This window comes from Methylophaga sp. UBA678, from assembly GCF_002299105.1.
Taxonomy (GTDB): Bacteria; Pseudomonadota; Gammaproteobacteria; order Nitrosococcales; family Methylophagaceae; genus Methylophaga; species Methylophaga marina.
In genome coordinates, this window is the sequence record NZ_DBNG01000009.1 from 221,808 (window position 1) to 238,595 (window position 16,788).

The window sequence follows — 16,788 nt, forward strand, 5'->3', positions numbered from 1 at the left end:
ATGAGTCCACTGCTCTAACCAACTGAGCTATAGGCCCTTTTGACTAGCTTACGAACCTTCTGAATCTAGGAAGCTTCGTAATTGATCAGAACGTGAAGGATGGCGCAGTTTACGTAATGCTTTCGCTTCAATCTGACGTATACGTTCACGTGTGACGTCAAATTGTTTGCCTACTTCTTCAAGCGTATGATCGGTATTCATATCGATACCAAAACGCATACGTAAAACTTTTGCTTCTCTCTCTGTCAGGCCGTTTAATACGCCTTGAGTCGCTTCACGCAAGCCTTCTATTATCGCAGAATCTGAAGGTGAAATCACGTTCACATCTTCAACAAAATCACCTAAATGTGAATCTTCATCATCACCGATCGGTGTTTCCATCGAAATTGGCTCTTTAGATATCTTCAGTACTTTACGTACTTTATCTTCAGGCATATCGACACGTTCAGCTAACTCATCCGGTGTCGGCTCACGCCCCATCTCTTGTAGCATTTGGCGGGCAACACGGTTCAGTTTATTGATTGTCTCAATCATATGCACAGGAATACGAATAGTGCGTGCCTGGTCGGCAATTGAGCGGGTGATCGCCTGACGGATCCACCAGGTTGCATAGGTTGAGAACTTATAACCACGTTGATATTCAAATTTATCAACGGCTTTCATCAAACCAATATTACCTTCCTGAATCAAGTCCAAGAACTGCAAGCCACGGTTTGTATATTTTTTCGCAATAGAAATAACCAGACGTAAGTTCGCCTCAACCATTTCTTTTTTCGCGCGGCGGGCTTTAGCCTCTGCAATCGACATTTGGCGTGAAATTTCTTTTATTTCAGAAATTGACATGCCACGACTTTCTGCAATCTCAGCTAAAACTGATTGTGCAGCAATGATTTCGTCGTGATGCTTCTTAATGGTAGAAGAGTAATGTTTTTTGGCTCTGATATGCTTGTCAGCCCAGTTAACATTGCTCTCATTACCTTGAAATGAATCAATAAAATCACGACGATTCATGCGAGCTTGCTCTACTACGATATCCATAATAATTCTTTCTTGATTACGGATTTCGTTGACCGTATCGCTCATTAAGACATTGAGATAAGCCAATGTTTTTGGAGTGAGTTTAAACTCCATAAATTGAGTACTTGCCTGTTCGCGTAACGTCTCAGCTTCTTTATCTTCAGCTTTCAGATAGGCGTTAAAGCTGTCTTTTAATGCTTCAAACCGAACCCGCGCTTCTTCAGGATCGATTTCACCTGAATCATCATCATCACTGACGTTGTCTACACTATCGTCATCATCGTCATCATCTGAATCGCTGTCAGAATCATCGTCTGAGTCGTCATCTGTATCGCTGAGATCATCCTGCTCTTCTACCAGCTCTTCTGCTGAAACAAAGCCTTTTATTAGCTCATTCAGACGCATTTCCCCTGCTTCTACAGCGTCATACAGCTCTAAAAATGATGAAATACATGCAGGATATGTTGAGAGCATCATCAGGCTTTCACGCAAGCCCGCTTCAATGCGTTTGGCAATGACAATTTCGCCTTCACGTGTCAGCAGTTCGACCGAGCCCATTTCACGCATATACATACGCACTGGATCAGTAGTTCGACCAAATTCGCCATCAGAGCTTGCTAGGACAGCAGCAGCTTCTTCATCGGAGACTTCGTCGTTCGACGAAACCGCTTCAGCAAGACGCTCCATTTCATCGGTATCCATGCCATCTTCGTGGACCATAATACCGAGGTCACTAAACATGCTGACAATATCTTCGACCTGATCAGCATCTACCAAATCTTCTGGAAGATGATCATTAATCTCACCATAGGTGAGATAACCACGTTCTTTACCTAAGGCGATCAGTTCCTTAACGCGTGATTGTTGATCTTTCATGCAGCCCCTTTAACCCTGTGACGCTTATAGACGTGAACACTTCATTATACTGAAATGACAAATTTATTGCATCAAATTAACATAAACATTTATTTCTGCGATAACCTTAACTCAGCTTTTTCTGCTTCGGTTAACTCACTGAGCGGTTTTGACTCGAGATAAATTCGTCGTTGTTCCTTAGCTTGTTTTTGTAGTTGCGAAAATATACCGAGCAACTCGTGTTTGAGCTCATCAGCTGACAAACTCAAACTTTGCAGCGCTAACTTCTCAAGATGCGCACCATTTTCCCTGTCGCGCCAACGTTCTAGAAGTGCCGCAGTAGTAAGATGGGGATACTGATGAAGAGTTTCAAGCAATTCTTTAAGAATATTCACACCTGGTAACTGAAGAGAACTAATCGATGCTGTGTCATCAATCTCTCTCGCCAATATGGGATATTGCAGAAGAATGCTAATAGCTAGCCTTAATGGCGTCATGGTCGCTAATGTTTGCTTCTTTGGTGCTCTCTGCAGTCTCGATGCGGGCTTCTCTATATGCCTGTTTAATGTAGCGAGATTAGTTTGGCTTAACTCCGCTAAACGTTGTTCTAACATATCCCTATAGACCCCCGCTGGAACATGTTTCAGGTATGGCTTTGTGATTTCTACCAGACGAGCGCGTCCATCCATTGAACTGAGGTCAACCTTCTCGGTTAACCATGTGAAGAAAAAATCTGAATAATTTTGGGCATGTAGCACTTCTGACTCGAATGCATTTGCACCATGCCTTCTCACCATACTATCGGGGTCTTCACCATCGGGCAAAAACATAAACTTCAGCTGCTGATTACCACCCAACATAGGTAATGCATTTTCCGCCGCTCTCCAGGCAGCTTCTCTACCTGCACGATCGCCATCGAAGCAAAAAACCACCTCAGGACTGGCCCTTAATAACTGTTTTAAATGATCCGGTGTGGTTGAAGTACCTAATGTGGCAACAGCATTTGTAATACCGTGTTCGGCCAAAGCAATAACATCCATATAACCTTCAACAATGAGTACTCGTTCAAGCTTACGGTTCTGTTTTTTTGCCTGATAGAGGCCGTACAGTTCTGTTCCTTTATGAAAAATCGGTGTTTCAGGCGAGTTAAGGTATTTTGGTGTTGAATCATCTAATACTCGACCGCCAAAACCAATAACTCGGCCTCTGCGATCACGAATTGGAAACATAAGGCGATGTCGAAAGCGATCGTAGGTCCGTCCGGCATCATTTTTGATCAACAAACCGGCATCCAGAAGCTGCTTAACTTGTGCTTGAGAAGAACCAAAGGTTTTTAAAACATTATCCCAACCATCTGGCGCCATACCGATGCCAAACATTTCAACTGTGTTTTTGGATAGCCCCCGGGTCTTTAAATAATCCACAAAAAGCTGTCTGTCGGGGTGAGTTTGTAACTGATGGACGTAAAATTGGCTGACTTTATCCATCAAGTCATAGAGGTTTTTCTGTTGCGGCGATTGCGAGACATTTTGTGTGGTCGGCACAGTCATCCCCACATGATCAGCTAGTTCCTGAATAGCTTCAGGAAAACTAAGTTGATCGTATTCCATGAGAAATCCTATTGCTGTGCCATGTGCACCACAGCCAAAGCAATGATAAAACTGCTTTTCCGGACTCACTGTAAACGAAGGAGTTTTTTCATTATGAAAAGGACAGCAGGCATGCAAATTCTTGCCTGCTTTTTTCAAAGCAACCCGGGCATCTATGATATCTACGATATCAACCCGGGCTAGCAGTTCATCAATGAATTGTGGGGGTATTTGACCAGCCATATCTGGTATTATGGCTGAATTTTATTGAAAATATTAACCATACCTTATGAGATACGGCAGCGTTGCTGTTTTAATTGCTCAACGCTGATTTTACTTTTCCACTGACTGCGGCCATATCAGCACGGCCTTGAATTTTTGGTCGCAACACATTCATAACTGCGCCCATGTCTTTAATACTGCTTGCATCAGCTTCTTCAATGGCTGTTTGAATTTCTTGAGCAATCTCTTCTTCAGATAACTGCTCAGGCATGAACTCTTCAATAACGGCAAGTTCAGCTTTTTCGATATCCGCCAAATCTGCACGAGAGGCATTTTCATACTGTTCTAATGCTTCACGACGTTGTTTGCTCATCTTAGTCAGGATGACAACAATATCGTCATCAGAAAGGTCAACCCGGTTATCTACTTCAACTTGCTTAATCGCTGCTGAAATTTGACGAAGCACGGCAAGACGTTCTTTGTCTTTCGCACGCATAGCGTCTTTTATGCTGTCTTGAATAGTAACTTTTAACGGGCTGGCTTCTGCAGGCATGGTATTGGACTTGTCTCTGAATAACGATTTTAGTAAAGACGGATACGGCTTGCGTTTTCGCGAGACAGTTTCTTCTGGTGACGTTTTACGGCTGCTGCTGCGGCACGTTTACGTACAGTTGTTGGTTTTTCATAAGCTTCACGAGCACGGGCTTCGGCAACAGTGCCAGCTTTTTCACATGCACGTTTAAAACGACGTAGAGCGACGTCAAATGGTTCGTTCTCTTTAACTCTTACTGCAGGCATTCAAAAAACTCCCTAAACAATTCTTGTATGGAAACCCCTAATTGTACGAAATATTTACCGGAAAGCAAACAGTTAAATCACTTTATTTATAAAAAAGGGCATAATACTCACGTTTACTCACAATATAGTTTAGGTAAAAAAATGCGTGTTTTAGGTATTGAATCTTCCTGTGACGAGACAGGTATCGCCATTTACGACACTGAAAAAGGTTTATTAGCTCATCGCTTATTTAGCCAAATAGCTATGCATGCCGAATATGGTGGTGTCGTCCCAGAGCTGGCTTCGAGAGATCATATTCGTAAAACCTTACCTTTAATCGAAGAAGTATTATCCGAGGCAGGATTATCCAGAAGTGATATTGATGGCATTGCATACACGGCTGGACCAGGTTTAGCCGGTGCATTACTGGTTGGCGCCGCGATAGGTCGCAGCCTTGCCTGGGCTCTCAATATTCCTGCCTTAGCGATAAATCACATGGAAGGGCATTTATTATCTCCTTTACTCGAAACACCATCTCCAGCCTTTCCTTTTGTCTCATTACTCGTGTCAGGTGGTCATACTTTGCTAGTGGATGTAAAAGGGGTTGGCCAATACGAGCTACTGGGTGAATCCATTGACGATGCCGTTGGCGAGGCTTTTGATAAAACAGCCAAACTACTTGGGATGGATTATCCTGGTGGCCCCTATCTGGCTGCCAAGGCCGAACAAGGTATTGCCGATCGCTTTGTTTTTCCTCGTCCGATGACCAATCGACCTGGCCTCGATTTTAGCTTCAGTGGCTTAAAAACATTTGCTATGAATACCTGGCTGGACACAAAACAAACGGAACAGGATAAAGCGGATATTGCTTTAGCTTTTCAGACAGCCGTTGTCGAAACCCTCGCTATCAAATGTAAAAGAGCCCTCAAACAAACAGGGCATAAACGTTTAGTGGTGGCCGGAGGCGTGAGTGCCAATAAAGCGCTTCGTCATAAACTAGACTCGATGAAGGGCGTTGAAGTGTTTTATCCGCGACAAGCATTTTGCAGTGATAATGGCGCTATGATTGCTTTTGCAGGCGCCATGCGCCATGAGGCAATGAAACATCAAGATGTGCCAAGTTTTACTGTCAGACCTCGCTGGCCGCTGAATGAACTCAGCCCACCATAAACTAACCAGATTTAGATTCTTCTTTAGCGAGCAAACGGCGTATATTGCCATGATGTCGGGCAATCAATAGCAGTGCTGTCAGCAAGATAATCCAACGTGCATTAACACTGTCAATCAGCCACAAGCTGTAGACGGGTGTTAAGCCAGCAGCCACGAGGGCAGATAGCGATGATATTCGTGTCGCAGCAAAGATGATTAACCACGTCGCTAAGCCTGCAGCAGCCAGAGCAGGGGACAAAGCAATAAAACCGCCCAACGCTGTCGCGACTCCCTTACCCCCCTTAAACTCAAAGAAAACGGGGAATAAATGTCCTAAAAAGGCTGCGAATGCCGTACCCGCTACCCATACCATTTCAAGACCGACTGCATGTGCCACTGCAACAGGAATGACACCTTTTAGAACATCAAACAGCAATACGGTAGCGGCAAGCTTCTTTCCTCCAAAACGCAGCACATTAGTGGCTCCAGGGTTGCCAGATCCCTGCGTTCTCGGGTCAGGTAAGCCTGCCAGTTTACAGAGAATGATGGCACTGGATAATGAACCAAAAAGATAAGCGACCACCAATAAGATGACGGGTAAGGTATAAGTCTCAAGCATGATATGATGCTACCTTTTAAAAACGTTGCGACATTATAGGTCGCGAATCAGTGATTGCCACCCTTTAACAGATCGAGATATGGATAAAATTTTTCTTAACGACCTTAAAATCGATACCATTATTGGTATTTACGACTGGGAAAGACACACCCAACAGACCCTGACTTTTGATCTCGAAATGGACTGGGATATTCGTAAAGCTGCGGAAACAGACGATATCAGTAACACTCTCGATTATGGTGCGATCGCCCAAAAAATTGTTAACTTTGTTAAAGCCAGTGACTATCAGCTCATTGAGACACTCGCTGAAGATCTTACGCAGATGCTACTCACTGAATTTTCAATTCCAAAACTCAAGCTGACACTGAGCAAACCTGTCGCTCTTCATGGGCAAAACACCGCGCGGATTGTGATTGAACGAAGCAAATAATGCACAAGAAAAGAAACGGCTACCTGCTTGGATTAGGCTGCAATATTGCGCCTTTTGAGAATTTTTCTCAGATTATTGCCCAGCTCTTGGCACATTTTGCGAGTTTTGATATCAGTCGGGTATTACACATTCCTCCAGTAGGAATGAACAGTCAGCATGACTTCCTTAATGCTGTAATTTTCATTGAGACTGATATATCGAAAGAAAGTCTGAAAGATATCTGTAACGACATAGAAACGACACTTGGACGAGATCGAGCAGATCCTGATCGCAAACATAAAGATCGACCTGCCGACTTAGATATTCTTTGCTCACTGACTGTACCGGATGACCTGAATACTCCTGCCAGACAAGTGACAGATGAGTATTTTCTCTATCCATTAATCGACGAGTTGTTTTTATTCTTAGCTGACAAGCCCATTACGAAGAGCATTCAAAGTGGCACCGCTATCCAAGTGGGTCATTTATCGTTTGGAGAGTCGGCGACCACCATCCACCGCGATTGATACACCGGTCAGAAAAGGGTTATCTAACAAACTTCTTACCGCCAAAAAGACTGGTTCGGCGCCACCTTCACAGCCTAATGGGGTTTCAGACATCATCTGTTGCCTCACCTCATCAGAGTGTGACTCGGTGAATAGCACAGGCCCGGGAGCAACGGCATTGACTTTTATCGTTGGCGCGTATTTTTTAGCCAACACCAGCATCATATTATGAAGTCCAGCTTTAGTCGTGCCATAAGTATCAAAACGAGTGGTCGGATTTTCCACGTTGATATCGGTAATATGCACGATATCAGCAGGTTTGTTGTCATCTCCCTGAAACTTATTCTTCAAGCCTTCGTTGATAAGAAAAGGTGCCATCATGTGCACATAAAAAAACTGTTCATACTGCTCAGCAGCTTTTGCTAAATCATCTGGTGTGGGTGAAAAAGAAGACGCATTATGGATAACGGCTCTTATAGACTCACAACGTTGTTGGCAATCCTCAATAAAGGTCATTATTGTTTCCGTCGACGAAAAATCGGCCTGCACTGTTTCGATACCCAAGTCACGCATTTCTTGGACACCCGACGTCTCAGTACGATAATGTGCTAATACATTACAACCTTGTTCATGGAATCGTTTGGCCATATGCAAACCCACTCGACGACTCGTACCTGTCACCAATACAACCTGTTGCAATTGCTGCTCCTTAATGATGAATAATCCAGATACATTATCGACTGTTTCTCCCGAAGCGCAACAGCACAGTGATGCGTTAAAAGAAATCATAAAGACACAGATCTATTCTCAAGCTGGTTCAATTCCTTTTTCTGATTATATGCAAGCTTGTCTGTATACCCCAGGCTATGGATACTACAGTGCAGGCAGTCATAAACTGGGCAAGTATGGTGACTTCACTACAGCTCCAGAGATCAGTCATTTCTTTGGTTATAGTATTGCCACACATATACATGACGTGTTGGTACAGTTAACAAAAAAGCAGATACTCGAATTTGGGGCAGGATCGGGACAGCTGGCCGCCGATATCATGACTTATCTCAAAAGCCAGCACCAGTTACCTGAGTATTATTTCATTCTAGAAATCAGCGCAGATTTACGACAACGGCAACGGGCCTATCTGCAGCAACATATCCCTGAACTTATGGATCACTTTATTTGGTTGGATAGCCTGCCAGAAAAGTTTGAAGGGGTTATTGTGGCCAATGAAGTATGTGATGCCATGCCAGTTAACCTTATAAAAATAAAAGATAATGAATTATTTGAACGTCATGTTGGCTGGAATAATAACGCGTTCGCATGGCAAGACAGGGCCATCACGAAAGCTGATCTTCAAAAACAAGCTGAGCGTATTCAATCCTTTATTTCAACTGAATATTACGAGACTGAAATCAACTTAACAGCACAGCAATGGCTACACACTACGGCTCAATCACTAAAAGCCGGCGCCATCTTTATTATTGACTATGGTTATAGCTTTACAGAGTTCTACCGCGAAGAAAGAGAGCAGGGGACCTTATGTTGCTATTTTCGTCATCAAATCAATGATGACCCGTTCTTTTTACCTGGGCTGCAAGACATCACGACACAAACTGAGTTCTCAACTCTTGCTGACATTGCTTTGGAACAAGATCTGGATGTCGCCGGATTCCATGAACAAAGTGATTTTCTAATAGCAGGCGATATCACCTCAATTGCGGCGAAGTGCCACAGTGAAATGACATCAGCTGACTGGCTACAACAAAGTGCGGCTTTAAAGCAGTTATTGATGCCAGGTCAAATGGGACAGCAATTTAAAGTCTTGAGTCTGATAAAGAACATTAATTCACTGCCACGACTTTCAGTAAGTGACAGGCGCTATCAACTCTAAAAAACAGGCACAAAAAAAGGGGCACAAGGCCCCTTTTAAAGTAGAAAATAAACCGCTGGAATTATTTCTTCAGCGCTTCCAGTTCTTTTTGTAACTTATCCATTTTTTCACTCATATCAAATAACACTTCTTTGATATTAGCCATATCATCGCGAAGATTGCTGGTTTCTTGCTTATTACGCGCAATATCTTCTTTCAACTCTGGGCTGATGAGTGCATCTTTTGAATCAGCTTGACGTTCTGCAACGGTTTGTAAGACTGTAGGAATATCAATCTCAATCCAGTCTGTTCTTTCTTTACCCGTCTCATGATCAATGTGATATGACATACCATTATCAAGAGCAACTCTTACAGCAGGTTCTGAGTCAAACTTTCTTGTACCAGGCAGCAAAGGATTAACACGGCGGTCAATTTCCTGACCTGTGTATTGATCTTTGTCACGATAATCTTCATGCAACAAACCGAAGATGATGTTTAAACGTCCACCACTCATGAAAACACGACCACTATCACTTTGACGCTCTTTCGCAATCATGCCCTGATGCACACCAAGCGTCACGAAAGTCACATCTTCATTTGGCTGCGCACGGCTCAATCCATTCGCTAAGCCATTACTCAGAATTTGTAACTCTGCAGGTGAAAACAAGGGGTTTTGGCGTTGGTTGAACAGTACTTTTTCATTTACATAAAGAGACTCTAAAACCGTACGCATTGTATCTGGAGATATTGAGTAAGGATGGTCGTTAGCCACACCCGGCACATCACGATCGACAATTTTAACGTACTGCAAACCTGTTTCAAATAAGGTTTTTCCCTCTGTAGAAATTTCTACTTCATCAGATTTTTTCAGTGGGTTACCACAACCACTCAGCCCCAGGCTCAGGGCTAAAGCAACGGTCACTGCCGTGCTGTACTTCACAATGCCTCGCATAGATTCTTCCTCGTTTTAGTTAACCCGTTTATTAGCGGGAGGTGTGAGTTCTGCTTTTTGTTCTCTGCATAACAACGTCTGAACGGATTCTCGTGGATCGTACCCTTCAAACAAAATTTTGCATACTTGTTCCACTATCGGCATTTCAACTTTAGCTTGTCGAGCTCTTATCATGACCTCTTTGGCAGCATGCATGCCTTCTACCGTTTTACCTACAGCTTGAACAGCATCTTCAACACTGAGTCCTCTTCCTATCGCCAAACCTAATTGGCGGTTACGACTTTGGTCATCCGTACAGGTTAAAATTAAATCACCAATTCCAGACAAGCCAAACAGTGTTTCAGTTTCAGCCCCTAGTGCTGCGGCTAAACGTCTTATCTCCGCCATACCTCGTGTAATCAATGCTGCTCGGGCATTGGCCCCAAAGCCTAAACCATCAGAAATACCTGCGCTGATCGCTAATACATTTTTCACTGTGCCGCCAATCTGTACTCCCAACACATCATAAGTTGTGTACACACGTAGTGTTGAAGAGTGAAATAGTCCCGCCAATTGCTCAGCAAAATGCCCCTCTTCCGACGCAACAGTAAAGGCAGTAGGAAGATTAGCGGCAACTTCTGCAGCAAAGGATGGACCGGATATGACAGCCAAAGGATGACTTTCACCTAATACCGAACGAGCAACATCATAGAGCAACTCACCCGTATCTGGAGCCAACCCTTTGGTCGCCCAACTAACTGGCGTTGTCTCTCCAAGCCTTGGCTTGATCATATACAAGCTTTCAACAAACGCTTTACTGGGAACAGAAACTAGTACATGTCGACAATCACGTATGGCTGTATCGAGATCATCAACAATGGATAAGGCCTCAGGAAAAGCTTGACCTGGTAAATAACGCGTATTCTCACGCGACGACGTCATCTCCGAACGATGTTGTTTATCACGTCCCCATAACCAGGTCTGATGACCATTTCTGGCCATCGCCATCGCCAATGCCGTTCCCCAGGCACCGGCACCTATAACTAATGTTGGTGTTAAATTGGCCTGTTCTGCCACAGCCGCTACCCAAGTCTTAGTGAGTGGTGTTTGATTTTGCTTCGCGGGCTTGTCTTTCTACCTGTTCTTTCTGGTGCAAGTACATCGCATCAAAATTTACTGGCGCTAAGACAAGTTGTGGGAAGCCACCTTTGGTCACCAGATCAGAAACGACTTCTCTGACGAAAGGGAAAAGGGTATTCGGACAATAGCTGCCGACTAATGGTCCCATTTCTTCTGTGGTGTAGCCCGTTAAAGTAAAAATACCAGCTTGTTTGACTTCAACAAGAAATGCCGTCTTATCACCTACTTTTGCTGTGACAGTAACTGACAAAATAATTTCATGTGTATCATCGTCGATACGGTTGTATTCATTACCTAGCTGCAAATCCAATTGCGGACGCCATTCCTCACGGAAAATTTCTGGTGAATTAGGTGACTCAAAAGACACATCTTTTGTGTAAATTTTTTGAATCACAAAACGTGGTTTTTGCTGCTCTTCACCTGCTGCTGTATTTTCTTCAGCCATCTCTATTCCTTCTTGTTTTAAGATTGCGCCAGGAGGCTATCTAACTCTTTGCTGCGATCAATCGCAACTAAATCAGTGTAGCCGCCTATGGCTTTATTATTGATAAATATCTGTGGCACGGTTCTTTGTTGGCTCTTTTTCATCATCTCTTCTCTTTTAGAGGGATCAAGATCCACACGAATTTCGTCGTACTTAACGCCTTTACGCTCCAGCAGTTGCTTTGCCATCACACAGTAGGGACAGTGAGCGGAAGAATAAACGATTACTTTTGCCACAATAAAAATCCTGCCATTTTGTTTAATTAACTAAAGAGGGGTAATTTTGCCTCTTTCCACCCATTAATGCCGCCAGTCATCACATAGACTTCTTCGAAGTCATTCGATTTGAACTTTTTAGCAGCATTTTTTGCACGTTGACCACTGGCACATACAATGACTAATGGTTGCGACTTATTTTTTAGCTTACTGATTTCTTCATCCAACTTGGAGAGCGGGAGGTTTACTGAGTCAGCGATATGCCCTTTTTCAAACTCTTCCGGTTCTCGCACATCAACAAACTTACCTTTGTACTGATTGACTAGTCGGACTGACTGGTTCACATCAAGCGGATGTAATCCTGTCAGTTTACGATTAATTGCATCGGAAAAAACTAACCAAGCTAATACAATCCATGCCGTGCTTAAAATCCAATGATTAACAATAAACTCGCCCAAATTTTCCATATCAACCCTTAAAGCTGTCTTAAAATTAGATTAATTTTTTGCAGAACAGAATACTTCACGCATCATCTCAATCAAACGAAGCGTTCGTTCATCGTTTACACGATAATAAATGCGATTAGCGTCGCGACGAGACATGAGAATCTCTTTTTCACGCAATTTTGCCAAATGCTGTGAGACGTTACTTTGTGTCGTGCCAACATGCTCTACGATATCCTGAACAGATAATTCATTTTCTCCAATCGCGCAGAGAATCTTCAAACGAAGAGGATGAGACATCGCTTTCAGTGCAAATGCAGCACGCTCGATATCATTATCAATCGCGATAGAATCCATGTTTAAAGCTTGTGCCACAATTTTGCCCGTCAGTACCCGTGACTGTATTTCATCACAAAACACCATATAATACACGGCATCAATTCTTAATGACATACAAGACAACGGTGAGTCAGCAGAGAGCCAGACCACCATTCGCTTTAAGGACTAATCAATGACTCAAACACACAGACCTCTGGCGCTCATCATCTTCGATGGATGGGGCTACAGCGAATCCGCAGAAAACAATGCTATTCTCGCAGCAGATACCCCAAACTGGGATGATATGTGGAAAAACTATCCACACACATTAATCAATGCCTCAGGGGAGGGTGTGGGGCTGCCAGGCGATCAAATGGGTAATTCTGAAGTCGGTCATTTAAACTTGGGCGCGGGGCGCGTGGTTTATCAGGAATTTACCCGTATTAGTCTGGCAATCAAGAATGGTGAGTTTTTTAACAATCGTGTTTTGATTGGTGCCGTAGAAAAAGCAAAAAAAACGGATAACGCGATACATATCTTTGGCTTACTGTCTGACGGTGGTGTTCACAGTCACGAACAACATCTTCATGCGATGGTCGAACTAGCCGCGAAGCAGGGTGCTAAAAACATTTACGTCCATGCCTTCCTCGATGGACGCGATACACCGCCGAAAAGCGCTCACACGGCTATTGAAAAACTTGAGGACAGTTTTAAAACATCAGGCGCCGGAAGACTTGCTACAGTTATCGGTCGATTCTACGCCATGGACAGGGATAATCGCTGGAATCGTGTCGAAGAAGCTTATCAACTCATCACTGAAGGTAAGGGTCAGTATCAGGCAGCAACAGGCATCGAAGCCCTGCAGGCGGCTTATGAACGAGAAGAGACCGATGAGTTTGTTAAAGCCACTACCATTGGCGATCCAGTGAAAGTGAATGATGGTGACAGCATCATCTTTATGAACTTCCGTTCAGATCGTGCCCGCGAATTAACAGAATGTTTCATCAATCCTGAATTTTCAGGTTTTACACGACCACGACACATCGAATTAGCAGATTTTGTCACGCTAACAGAATACAAAAAAGACTTTACCGCACCTATCGCCTTCCCCACAGAAAAGTTACATAACATCTTGGGGGAATATTTATCGGCTCAGGGTAAAACTCAACTACGTATTGCCGAAACAGAAAAATACGCACATGTGACATTTTTCTTCAACGGTGGTCAGGATGCACCTTATGAGGGTGAGGACCGTATACTCATCCCATCACCTAAAGTGGATACCTATGATCAACAACCTGAAATGAATGCACCCGAAGTCACTGAAAAACTGGTCGAAGCCATTAACAGCGAAAAATACGATGTCATCATCTGTAACTTCGCCAACGCTGACATGGTAGGCCATACCGGTAATTTTGATGCAGCGGTAAAGGCCATCGAAACACTGGATGGCAGTTTGGGTAAAATCTGGTCAGCAATAGAAAAAGTCGGCGGTGAAATGCTGGTAACCGCTGACCATGGAAACGCCGAGCGCATGGTCAATCATGAGACGGGGCAGCCTCACACCGCCCATACAAACAACGTTGTTCCGTTATTATTCGCGGGTCGTGAAGCCGACTGTGTTGATGGGGGCACCTTGTCTGATATCGCGCCAACGATGTTGTCTTTGATGGGACTGACAATCCCTGATGAAATGAATAAAAAACGATTAGTTGTGCCCAAGTAAACAAAAACGTGACATTAAAGATCTTACTGGCGAGCTTAAGCCTGCTGATCTGTTTCAGTGTTCATGCTGAGACAGATTCAGCGTCACGCTTAGATGACGTTCGTGATGAAATAAAATCCCTAAATAGCGATCTCTCGGCAAAGAAGGCTGACAGGGAAGCTCTGTTCGAGAAATTAAAAAAACAGAGCCGACAAGTTTCTGAACTGAACAAACAGCTGCGAAATATCGAAACCCAAATAGACAATAAACATAAAGAGGTTGAGGCCTTACGTCAGGAAATGGGCATTAAAGAAAAAGAACAAAAACAACAACTAGATGCCCTTTATAGTCAGATACGCACCGCTTTTATTCATGCCGAACCCAGTTATCTTGAACTCTTACTTAATCAGAAAGATATTTCTACTCTGAGTCGAGGCAGTACGTATTTTCGCTATTTCCATCAGGCCAGACAGCAAGAGCTACATAATATTCACCAACTGCTAACCAAGCTTAACAATGAGCAACGTGAAGTATTGCTTGCTCAACAGTCACTGGAAAACATGCTAACGCAACAGCGTTCTAAGCAAACTGAGCTTCAGCAACAAACCGAACAAAGAAAAGCGACATTGGTCGCGCTAGATAAAAGCATCTCCAGCCAAGATAGTCGTTTAGCCTCTTTAAAAGAAGAAGAAAAAAACCTACAACAGCTACTCAATTCACTGAGTAAAAAGTCTACACCAACACCACCGGCACCCAAGCCAGGCAAGAAACTCACGGCTGTGAAACCAAACACACCTTTTTCACGTCTGACAGGTAAACTAGATTGGCCAGTGAGTGGAAAAATACTTGCCCGCTATGGTAGCTCGAGAAATCTTGGTAAACTCAAGTGGCAAGGTATCGTCATTGCGTCACCAACTGGAAATGATGTCAAAGCCACAGCAGCCGGCACCATTGTCTTTGCTGACTGGTTGAGAGGGTTTGGTCTGTTAATCATCATTGATCACGGTGATAAATACATGACCCTCTATGGCAACAATGAATCACTACTGAGAGATGTCGGTGAATATGTTAAGGCCGGCGATGTTATAGCACAGTCAGGCGAACAAGGAATTCGCGGCCTTTCCGGCCTATATTTTGAAATTCGTCACCGAGGCAGCCCAACAAATCCATTAAAATGGTTGGGAAAACAAGGCTGACAAGTCTTATCGATTAAGGAAGGAATATGAGTTTGTTTAAACGTGATTTCGGCTTAATTACCAGCGGCGTAATTTTAGGTGCCACCCTCGTATTTGGCCAAATGGTTTTTGCTGACAGGGAAGCCACTAAACCCGATCTACCTCTTGAAGACTTGCGAACTTTTTCTGAGATTTTTGGCAGAATAAAAAGCAGTTATGTAGAGCCAGTAGAAGATAAACAATTATTAGAAAATGCCATTCGCGGCATGCTTTCTGGTCTGGATCCACACTCGACATACCTGGATAAAGATCAGTTCAAAGAGTTACGTGAAGGCACCTCTGGCGAGTTCGGTGGTTTAGGTATCGAAGTCAGTATGGAAGATGGCTTTGTCAAAGTAGTGACACCTATTGATGATACCCCTGCAGCTAAAGCCGGTATCAAGCCAGGTGATTTAATTATTCGTCTTGATGATACGCCAGTTAAAGGAATGACACTGAACGATGCCGTTGACATCATGCGCGGCAAACCTGGTACGGATCTGATGCTAACCGTCATTCGTGAAGGCGAAGATACACCGCTAAAAATTAATATCACTCGTGCCATTATCAAAGTGGAGAGTGTTAAGAAAAGAATGTTGGAACCCGGTTATGCATATGTTCGGATTTCTACCTTCCAGTCTCGAACGGGTGAAAGCTTAAGAGAAGCTATTTCTGACCTGAAAAAAGAAAATAATGGCACCTTAAACGGACTGGTTCTGGATTTACGTAACAATCCAGGTGGCGTATTAGATGCCGCCGTTGAAGTTTCTGATGCTTTCATAGAAAAAGGCCTTATTGTTTATACCGAAGGTCGTATTGCAGACTCAGATCAGAAATTCCATGCGACACCAGACGATATGTTGAAAAGCGCGCCACTCGTTGTCTTAGTCAACGGCGGCTCTGCTTCCGCTTCTGAGATTGTGGCTGGTGCCTTACAGGATCATGACCGTGCCGTCATTATGGGAACAAAAACCTTCGGTAAAGGCTCTGTCCAAACAGTGATGCCTCTTACCAATGACACAGCCGTGAAGATGACGACTGCTCGCTATTACACGCCATCAGGTCGCTCTATTCAAGCAGAAGGTATTGTGCCTGATATTGAACTTAAACCCGTACATATTTCAGCCATCGAAGATGCAGAGTTTACGCCTCTTCGTGAGCGTGATTTAGCACATCATCTGATGAATGGTGATGAAGAAGAAGAGACCGATGCGAAACAGAACCCGGCTGATAACGAGAAAGAACAGCCGCTAGAAGTCTCTGATTATGCTTTATCTCAAGCACTTAATTTGTTGAAGGGAATGACCATCCTTAAAAAATAAAGGATA

19 protein-coding genes are annotated in these 16,788 nt (G+C 43.6%); 7 read left to right on the forward strand and 12 right to left on the reverse strand.

Going from position 1 to position 16,788, the window contains the following annotated elements:
- Window positions 1–48: 48 nt before the first annotated feature.
- The 4 genes from rpoD to rpsU all read right to left on the reverse strand — a co-directional run bounded on the left by rpoD (window position 49) and on the right by rpsU (window position 4,481).
- Window positions 49–1,893, reverse strand: a complete 1,845-nt coding sequence (gene rpoD / locus B3014_RS05650) for an RNA polymerase sigma factor RpoD (RefSeq protein ID WP_289243618.1) — start codon at window positions 1,891–1,893, stop codon at window positions 49–51.
- Between the two features lie 89 nt (window positions 1,894–1,982).
- A complete protein-coding gene (gene dnaG, locus B3014_RS05655; RefSeq protein WP_289243617.1) occupies window positions 1,983–3,704 on the reverse strand; it encodes a DNA primase in 1,722 nt (573 codons plus the stop codon).
- A 70-nt stretch (window positions 3,705–3,774) separates the two neighbouring features.
- Complete coding sequence (locus B3014_RS05660) at window positions 3,775–4,236, reverse strand: GatB/YqeY domain-containing protein (protein WP_289243616.1); 462 nt, start codon at window positions 4,234–4,236, stop codon at window positions 3,775–3,777.
- Between the two features lie 29 nt (window positions 4,237–4,265).
- Window positions 4,266–4,481, reverse strand: coding sequence for a 30S ribosomal protein S21 (gene rpsU / locus B3014_RS05665; RefSeq protein ID WP_007144284.1), 216 nt, complete (start codon window positions 4,479–4,481; stop codon window positions 4,266–4,268).
- Between the two features lie 141 nt (window positions 4,482–4,622).
- On the opposite strand from rpsU, the gene tsaD reads away from it, so the two are divergent.
- Complete coding sequence (gene tsaD / locus B3014_RS05670; RefSeq protein ID WP_289243771.1) at window positions 4,623–5,630, forward strand: tRNA (adenosine(37)-N6)-threonylcarbamoyltransferase complex transferase subunit TsaD; 1,008 nt, start codon at window positions 4,623–4,625, stop codon at window positions 5,628–5,630.
- A gap of 1 nt (window position 5,631) precedes the next feature.
- On the opposite strand, the gene plsY is transcribed toward tsaD, so the two are convergent.
- On the reverse strand, window positions 5,632–6,228 hold the full coding sequence (gene plsY, locus B3014_RS05675; protein WP_289243615.1) for a glycerol-3-phosphate 1-O-acyltransferase PlsY: 597 nt from the start codon (window positions 6,226–6,228) through the stop codon (window positions 5,632–5,634).
- A 79-nt stretch (window positions 6,229–6,307) separates the two neighbouring features.
- Here plsY and folB point away from each other — a divergent pair, with 79 nt between their 5' ends.
- Together folB and folK are read left to right on the forward strand one after the other, a co-directional pair.
- The gene (folB, locus tag B3014_RS05680) at window positions 6,308–6,658 is read left to right on the forward strand and encodes a dihydroneopterin aldolase (protein ID WP_286305922.1); all 351 of its coding nucleotides are present in this window, start codon (window positions 6,308–6,310) and stop codon (window positions 6,656–6,658) included.
- A complete protein-coding gene (gene folK / locus B3014_RS05685) occupies window positions 6,658–7,164 on the forward strand; it encodes a 2-amino-4-hydroxy-6-hydroxymethyldihydropteridine diphosphokinase (protein WP_286305923.1) in 507 nt (168 codons plus the stop codon). The genes folB and folK overlap by 1 nt, the downstream gene beginning before the upstream one ends.
- On the opposite strand, the gene B3014_RS05690 is transcribed toward folK, so the two are convergent.
- Entirely contained in the window at window positions 7,123–7,842 is a 720-nt protein-coding gene (locus B3014_RS05690; RefSeq protein ID WP_289243614.1) for an SDR family NAD(P)-dependent oxidoreductase, read from the reverse strand. The genes folK and B3014_RS05690 overlap by 42 nt on opposite strands.
- 13 nt (window positions 7,843–7,855) lie before the next feature.
- Here B3014_RS05690 and B3014_RS05695 point away from each other — a divergent pair, with 13 nt between their 5' ends.
- Window positions 7,856–9,031 (forward strand): class I SAM-dependent methyltransferase, encoded by a 1,176-nt coding sequence (locus B3014_RS05695; protein ID WP_289243613.1) that lies wholly within the window; start codon window positions 7,856–7,858, stop codon window positions 9,029–9,031.
- A 61-nt stretch (window positions 9,032–9,092) separates the two neighbouring features.
- Here the strand turns inward: B3014_RS05695 and B3014_RS05700 are convergent, their stop codons facing one another.
- From B3014_RS05700 to B3014_RS05725, 6 genes are read right to left on the reverse strand one after another with little or no spacing between them, the layout of a single operon-like run.
- Window positions 9,093–9,962 carry a hypothetical protein gene (locus B3014_RS05700; RefSeq protein ID WP_289243612.1) on the reverse strand — a complete coding sequence of 290 codons (870 nt, stop codon included), beginning with the start codon at window positions 9,960–9,962 and terminating at the stop codon, window positions 9,093–9,095.
- A gap of 15 nt (window positions 9,963–9,977) precedes the next feature.
- A complete protein-coding gene (locus B3014_RS05705) occupies window positions 9,978–11,018 on the reverse strand; it encodes an NAD(P)H-dependent glycerol-3-phosphate dehydrogenase (protein ID WP_289243611.1) in 1,041 nt (346 codons plus the stop codon).
- 16 nt (window positions 11,019–11,034) lie between these two features.
- Entirely contained in the window at window positions 11,035–11,526 is a 492-nt protein-coding gene (gene secB / locus B3014_RS05710) for a protein-export chaperone SecB (RefSeq protein ID WP_286305928.1), read from the reverse strand.
- A 17-nt stretch (window positions 11,527–11,543) separates the two neighbouring features.
- Complete coding sequence (gene grxC, locus B3014_RS05715) at window positions 11,544–11,801, reverse strand: glutaredoxin 3 (protein WP_343749747.1); 258 nt, start codon at window positions 11,799–11,801, stop codon at window positions 11,544–11,546.
- Between the two features lie 26 nt (window positions 11,802–11,827).
- Window positions 11,828–12,247, reverse strand: coding sequence for a rhodanese-like domain-containing protein (locus B3014_RS05720; protein ID WP_286305929.1), 420 nt, complete (start codon window positions 12,245–12,247; stop codon window positions 11,828–11,830).
- Between the two features lie 30 nt (window positions 12,248–12,277).
- Window positions 12,278–12,676 carry an ArsR/SmtB family transcription factor gene (locus tag B3014_RS05725; protein ID WP_414673369.1) on the reverse strand — a complete coding sequence of 133 codons (399 nt, stop codon included), beginning with the start codon at window positions 12,674–12,676 and terminating at the stop codon, window positions 12,278–12,280.
- 58 nt (window positions 12,677–12,734) lie between these two features.
- Here B3014_RS05725 and gpmI point away from each other — a divergent pair, with 58 nt between their 5' ends.
- Genes gpmI through B3014_RS05740 form a run of 3 tightly spaced genes read left to right on the forward strand, consistent with a single transcriptional unit; the run spans window position 12,735 to window position 16,782 of the window.
- On the forward strand, window positions 12,735–14,267 hold the full coding sequence (gene gpmI, locus B3014_RS05730) for a 2,3-bisphosphoglycerate-independent phosphoglycerate mutase (RefSeq protein ID WP_289243610.1): 1,533 nt from the start codon (window positions 12,735–12,737) through the stop codon (window positions 14,265–14,267).
- A gap of 8 nt (window positions 14,268–14,275) precedes the next feature.
- Window positions 14,276–15,442: a murein hydrolase activator EnvC family protein gene (locus B3014_RS05735; RefSeq protein ID WP_289243609.1), complete on the forward strand. Its 1,167-nt coding sequence runs from the start codon at window positions 14,276–14,278 to the stop codon at window positions 15,440–15,442.
- Window positions 15,443–15,468: 26 nt separating this feature from the next.
- Window positions 15,469–16,782: a S41 family peptidase gene (locus B3014_RS05740; protein WP_289243608.1), complete on the forward strand. Its 1,314-nt coding sequence runs from the start codon at window positions 15,469–15,471 to the stop codon at window positions 16,780–16,782.
- The last annotated feature ends 6 nt before the right edge of the window (window positions 16,783–16,788 follow it).

What these genes read in the sequence shown, in the direction of transcription:
- secB (WP_286305928.1), bottom strand. Translation starts at nt 11,526, where the DNA reads ATGGCTGAAGAAAATACAGCAGCAGGTGAAGAGCAGCAAAAACCACGT.
- folB (WP_286305922.1), top strand. Translation starts at nt 6,308, where the DNA reads ATGGATAAAATTTTTCTTAACGACCTTAAAATCGATACCATTATTGGT.
- B3014_RS05740 (WP_289243608.1), top strand. Translation starts at nt 15,469, where the DNA reads ATGAGTTTGTTTAAACGTGATTTCGGCTTAATTACCAGCGGCGTAATT.
- gpmI (WP_289243610.1), top strand. Translation starts at nt 12,735, where the DNA reads ATGACTCAAACACACAGACCTCTGGCGCTCATCATCTTCGATGGATGG.
- B3014_RS05720 (WP_286305929.1), bottom strand. Translation starts at nt 12,247, where the DNA reads ATGGAAAATTTGGGCGAGTTTATTGTTAATCATTGGATTTTAAGCACG.
- B3014_RS05725 (WP_414673369.1), bottom strand. Translation starts at nt 12,676, where the DNA reads ATGTCATTAAGAATTGATGCCGTGTATTATATGGTGTTTTGTGATGAA.
- B3014_RS05695 (WP_289243613.1), top strand. Translation starts at nt 7,856, where the DNA reads ATGATGAATAATCCAGATACATTATCGACTGTTTCTCCCGAAGCGCAA.
- rpsU (WP_007144284.1), bottom strand. Translation starts at nt 4,481, where the DNA reads ATGCCTGCAGTAAGAGTTAAAGAGAACGAACCATTTGACGTCGCTCTA.
- B3014_RS05660 (WP_289243616.1), bottom strand. Translation starts at nt 4,236, where the DNA reads ATGCCTGCAGAAGCCAGCCCGTTAAAAGTTACTATTCAAGACAGCATA.
- plsY (WP_289243615.1), bottom strand. Translation starts at nt 6,228, where the DNA reads ATGCTTGAGACTTATACCTTACCCGTCATCTTATTGGTGGTCGCTTAT.
- tsaD (WP_289243771.1), top strand. Translation starts at nt 4,623, where the DNA reads ATGCGTGTTTTAGGTATTGAATCTTCCTGTGACGAGACAGGTATCGCC.
- B3014_RS05700 (WP_289243612.1), bottom strand. Translation starts at nt 9,962, where the DNA reads ATGCGAGGCATTGTGAAGTACAGCACGGCAGTGACCGTTGCTTTAGCC.
- rpoD (WP_289243618.1), bottom strand. Translation starts at nt 1,893, where the DNA reads ATGAAAGATCAACAATCACGCGTTAAGGAACTGATCGCCTTAGGTAAA.
- dnaG (WP_289243617.1), bottom strand. Translation starts at nt 3,704, where the DNA reads ATGGCTGGTCAAATACCCCCACAATTCATTGATGAACTGCTAGCCCGG.
- folK (WP_286305923.1), top strand. Translation starts at nt 6,658, where the DNA reads ATGCACAAGAAAAGAAACGGCTACCTGCTTGGATTAGGCTGCAATATT.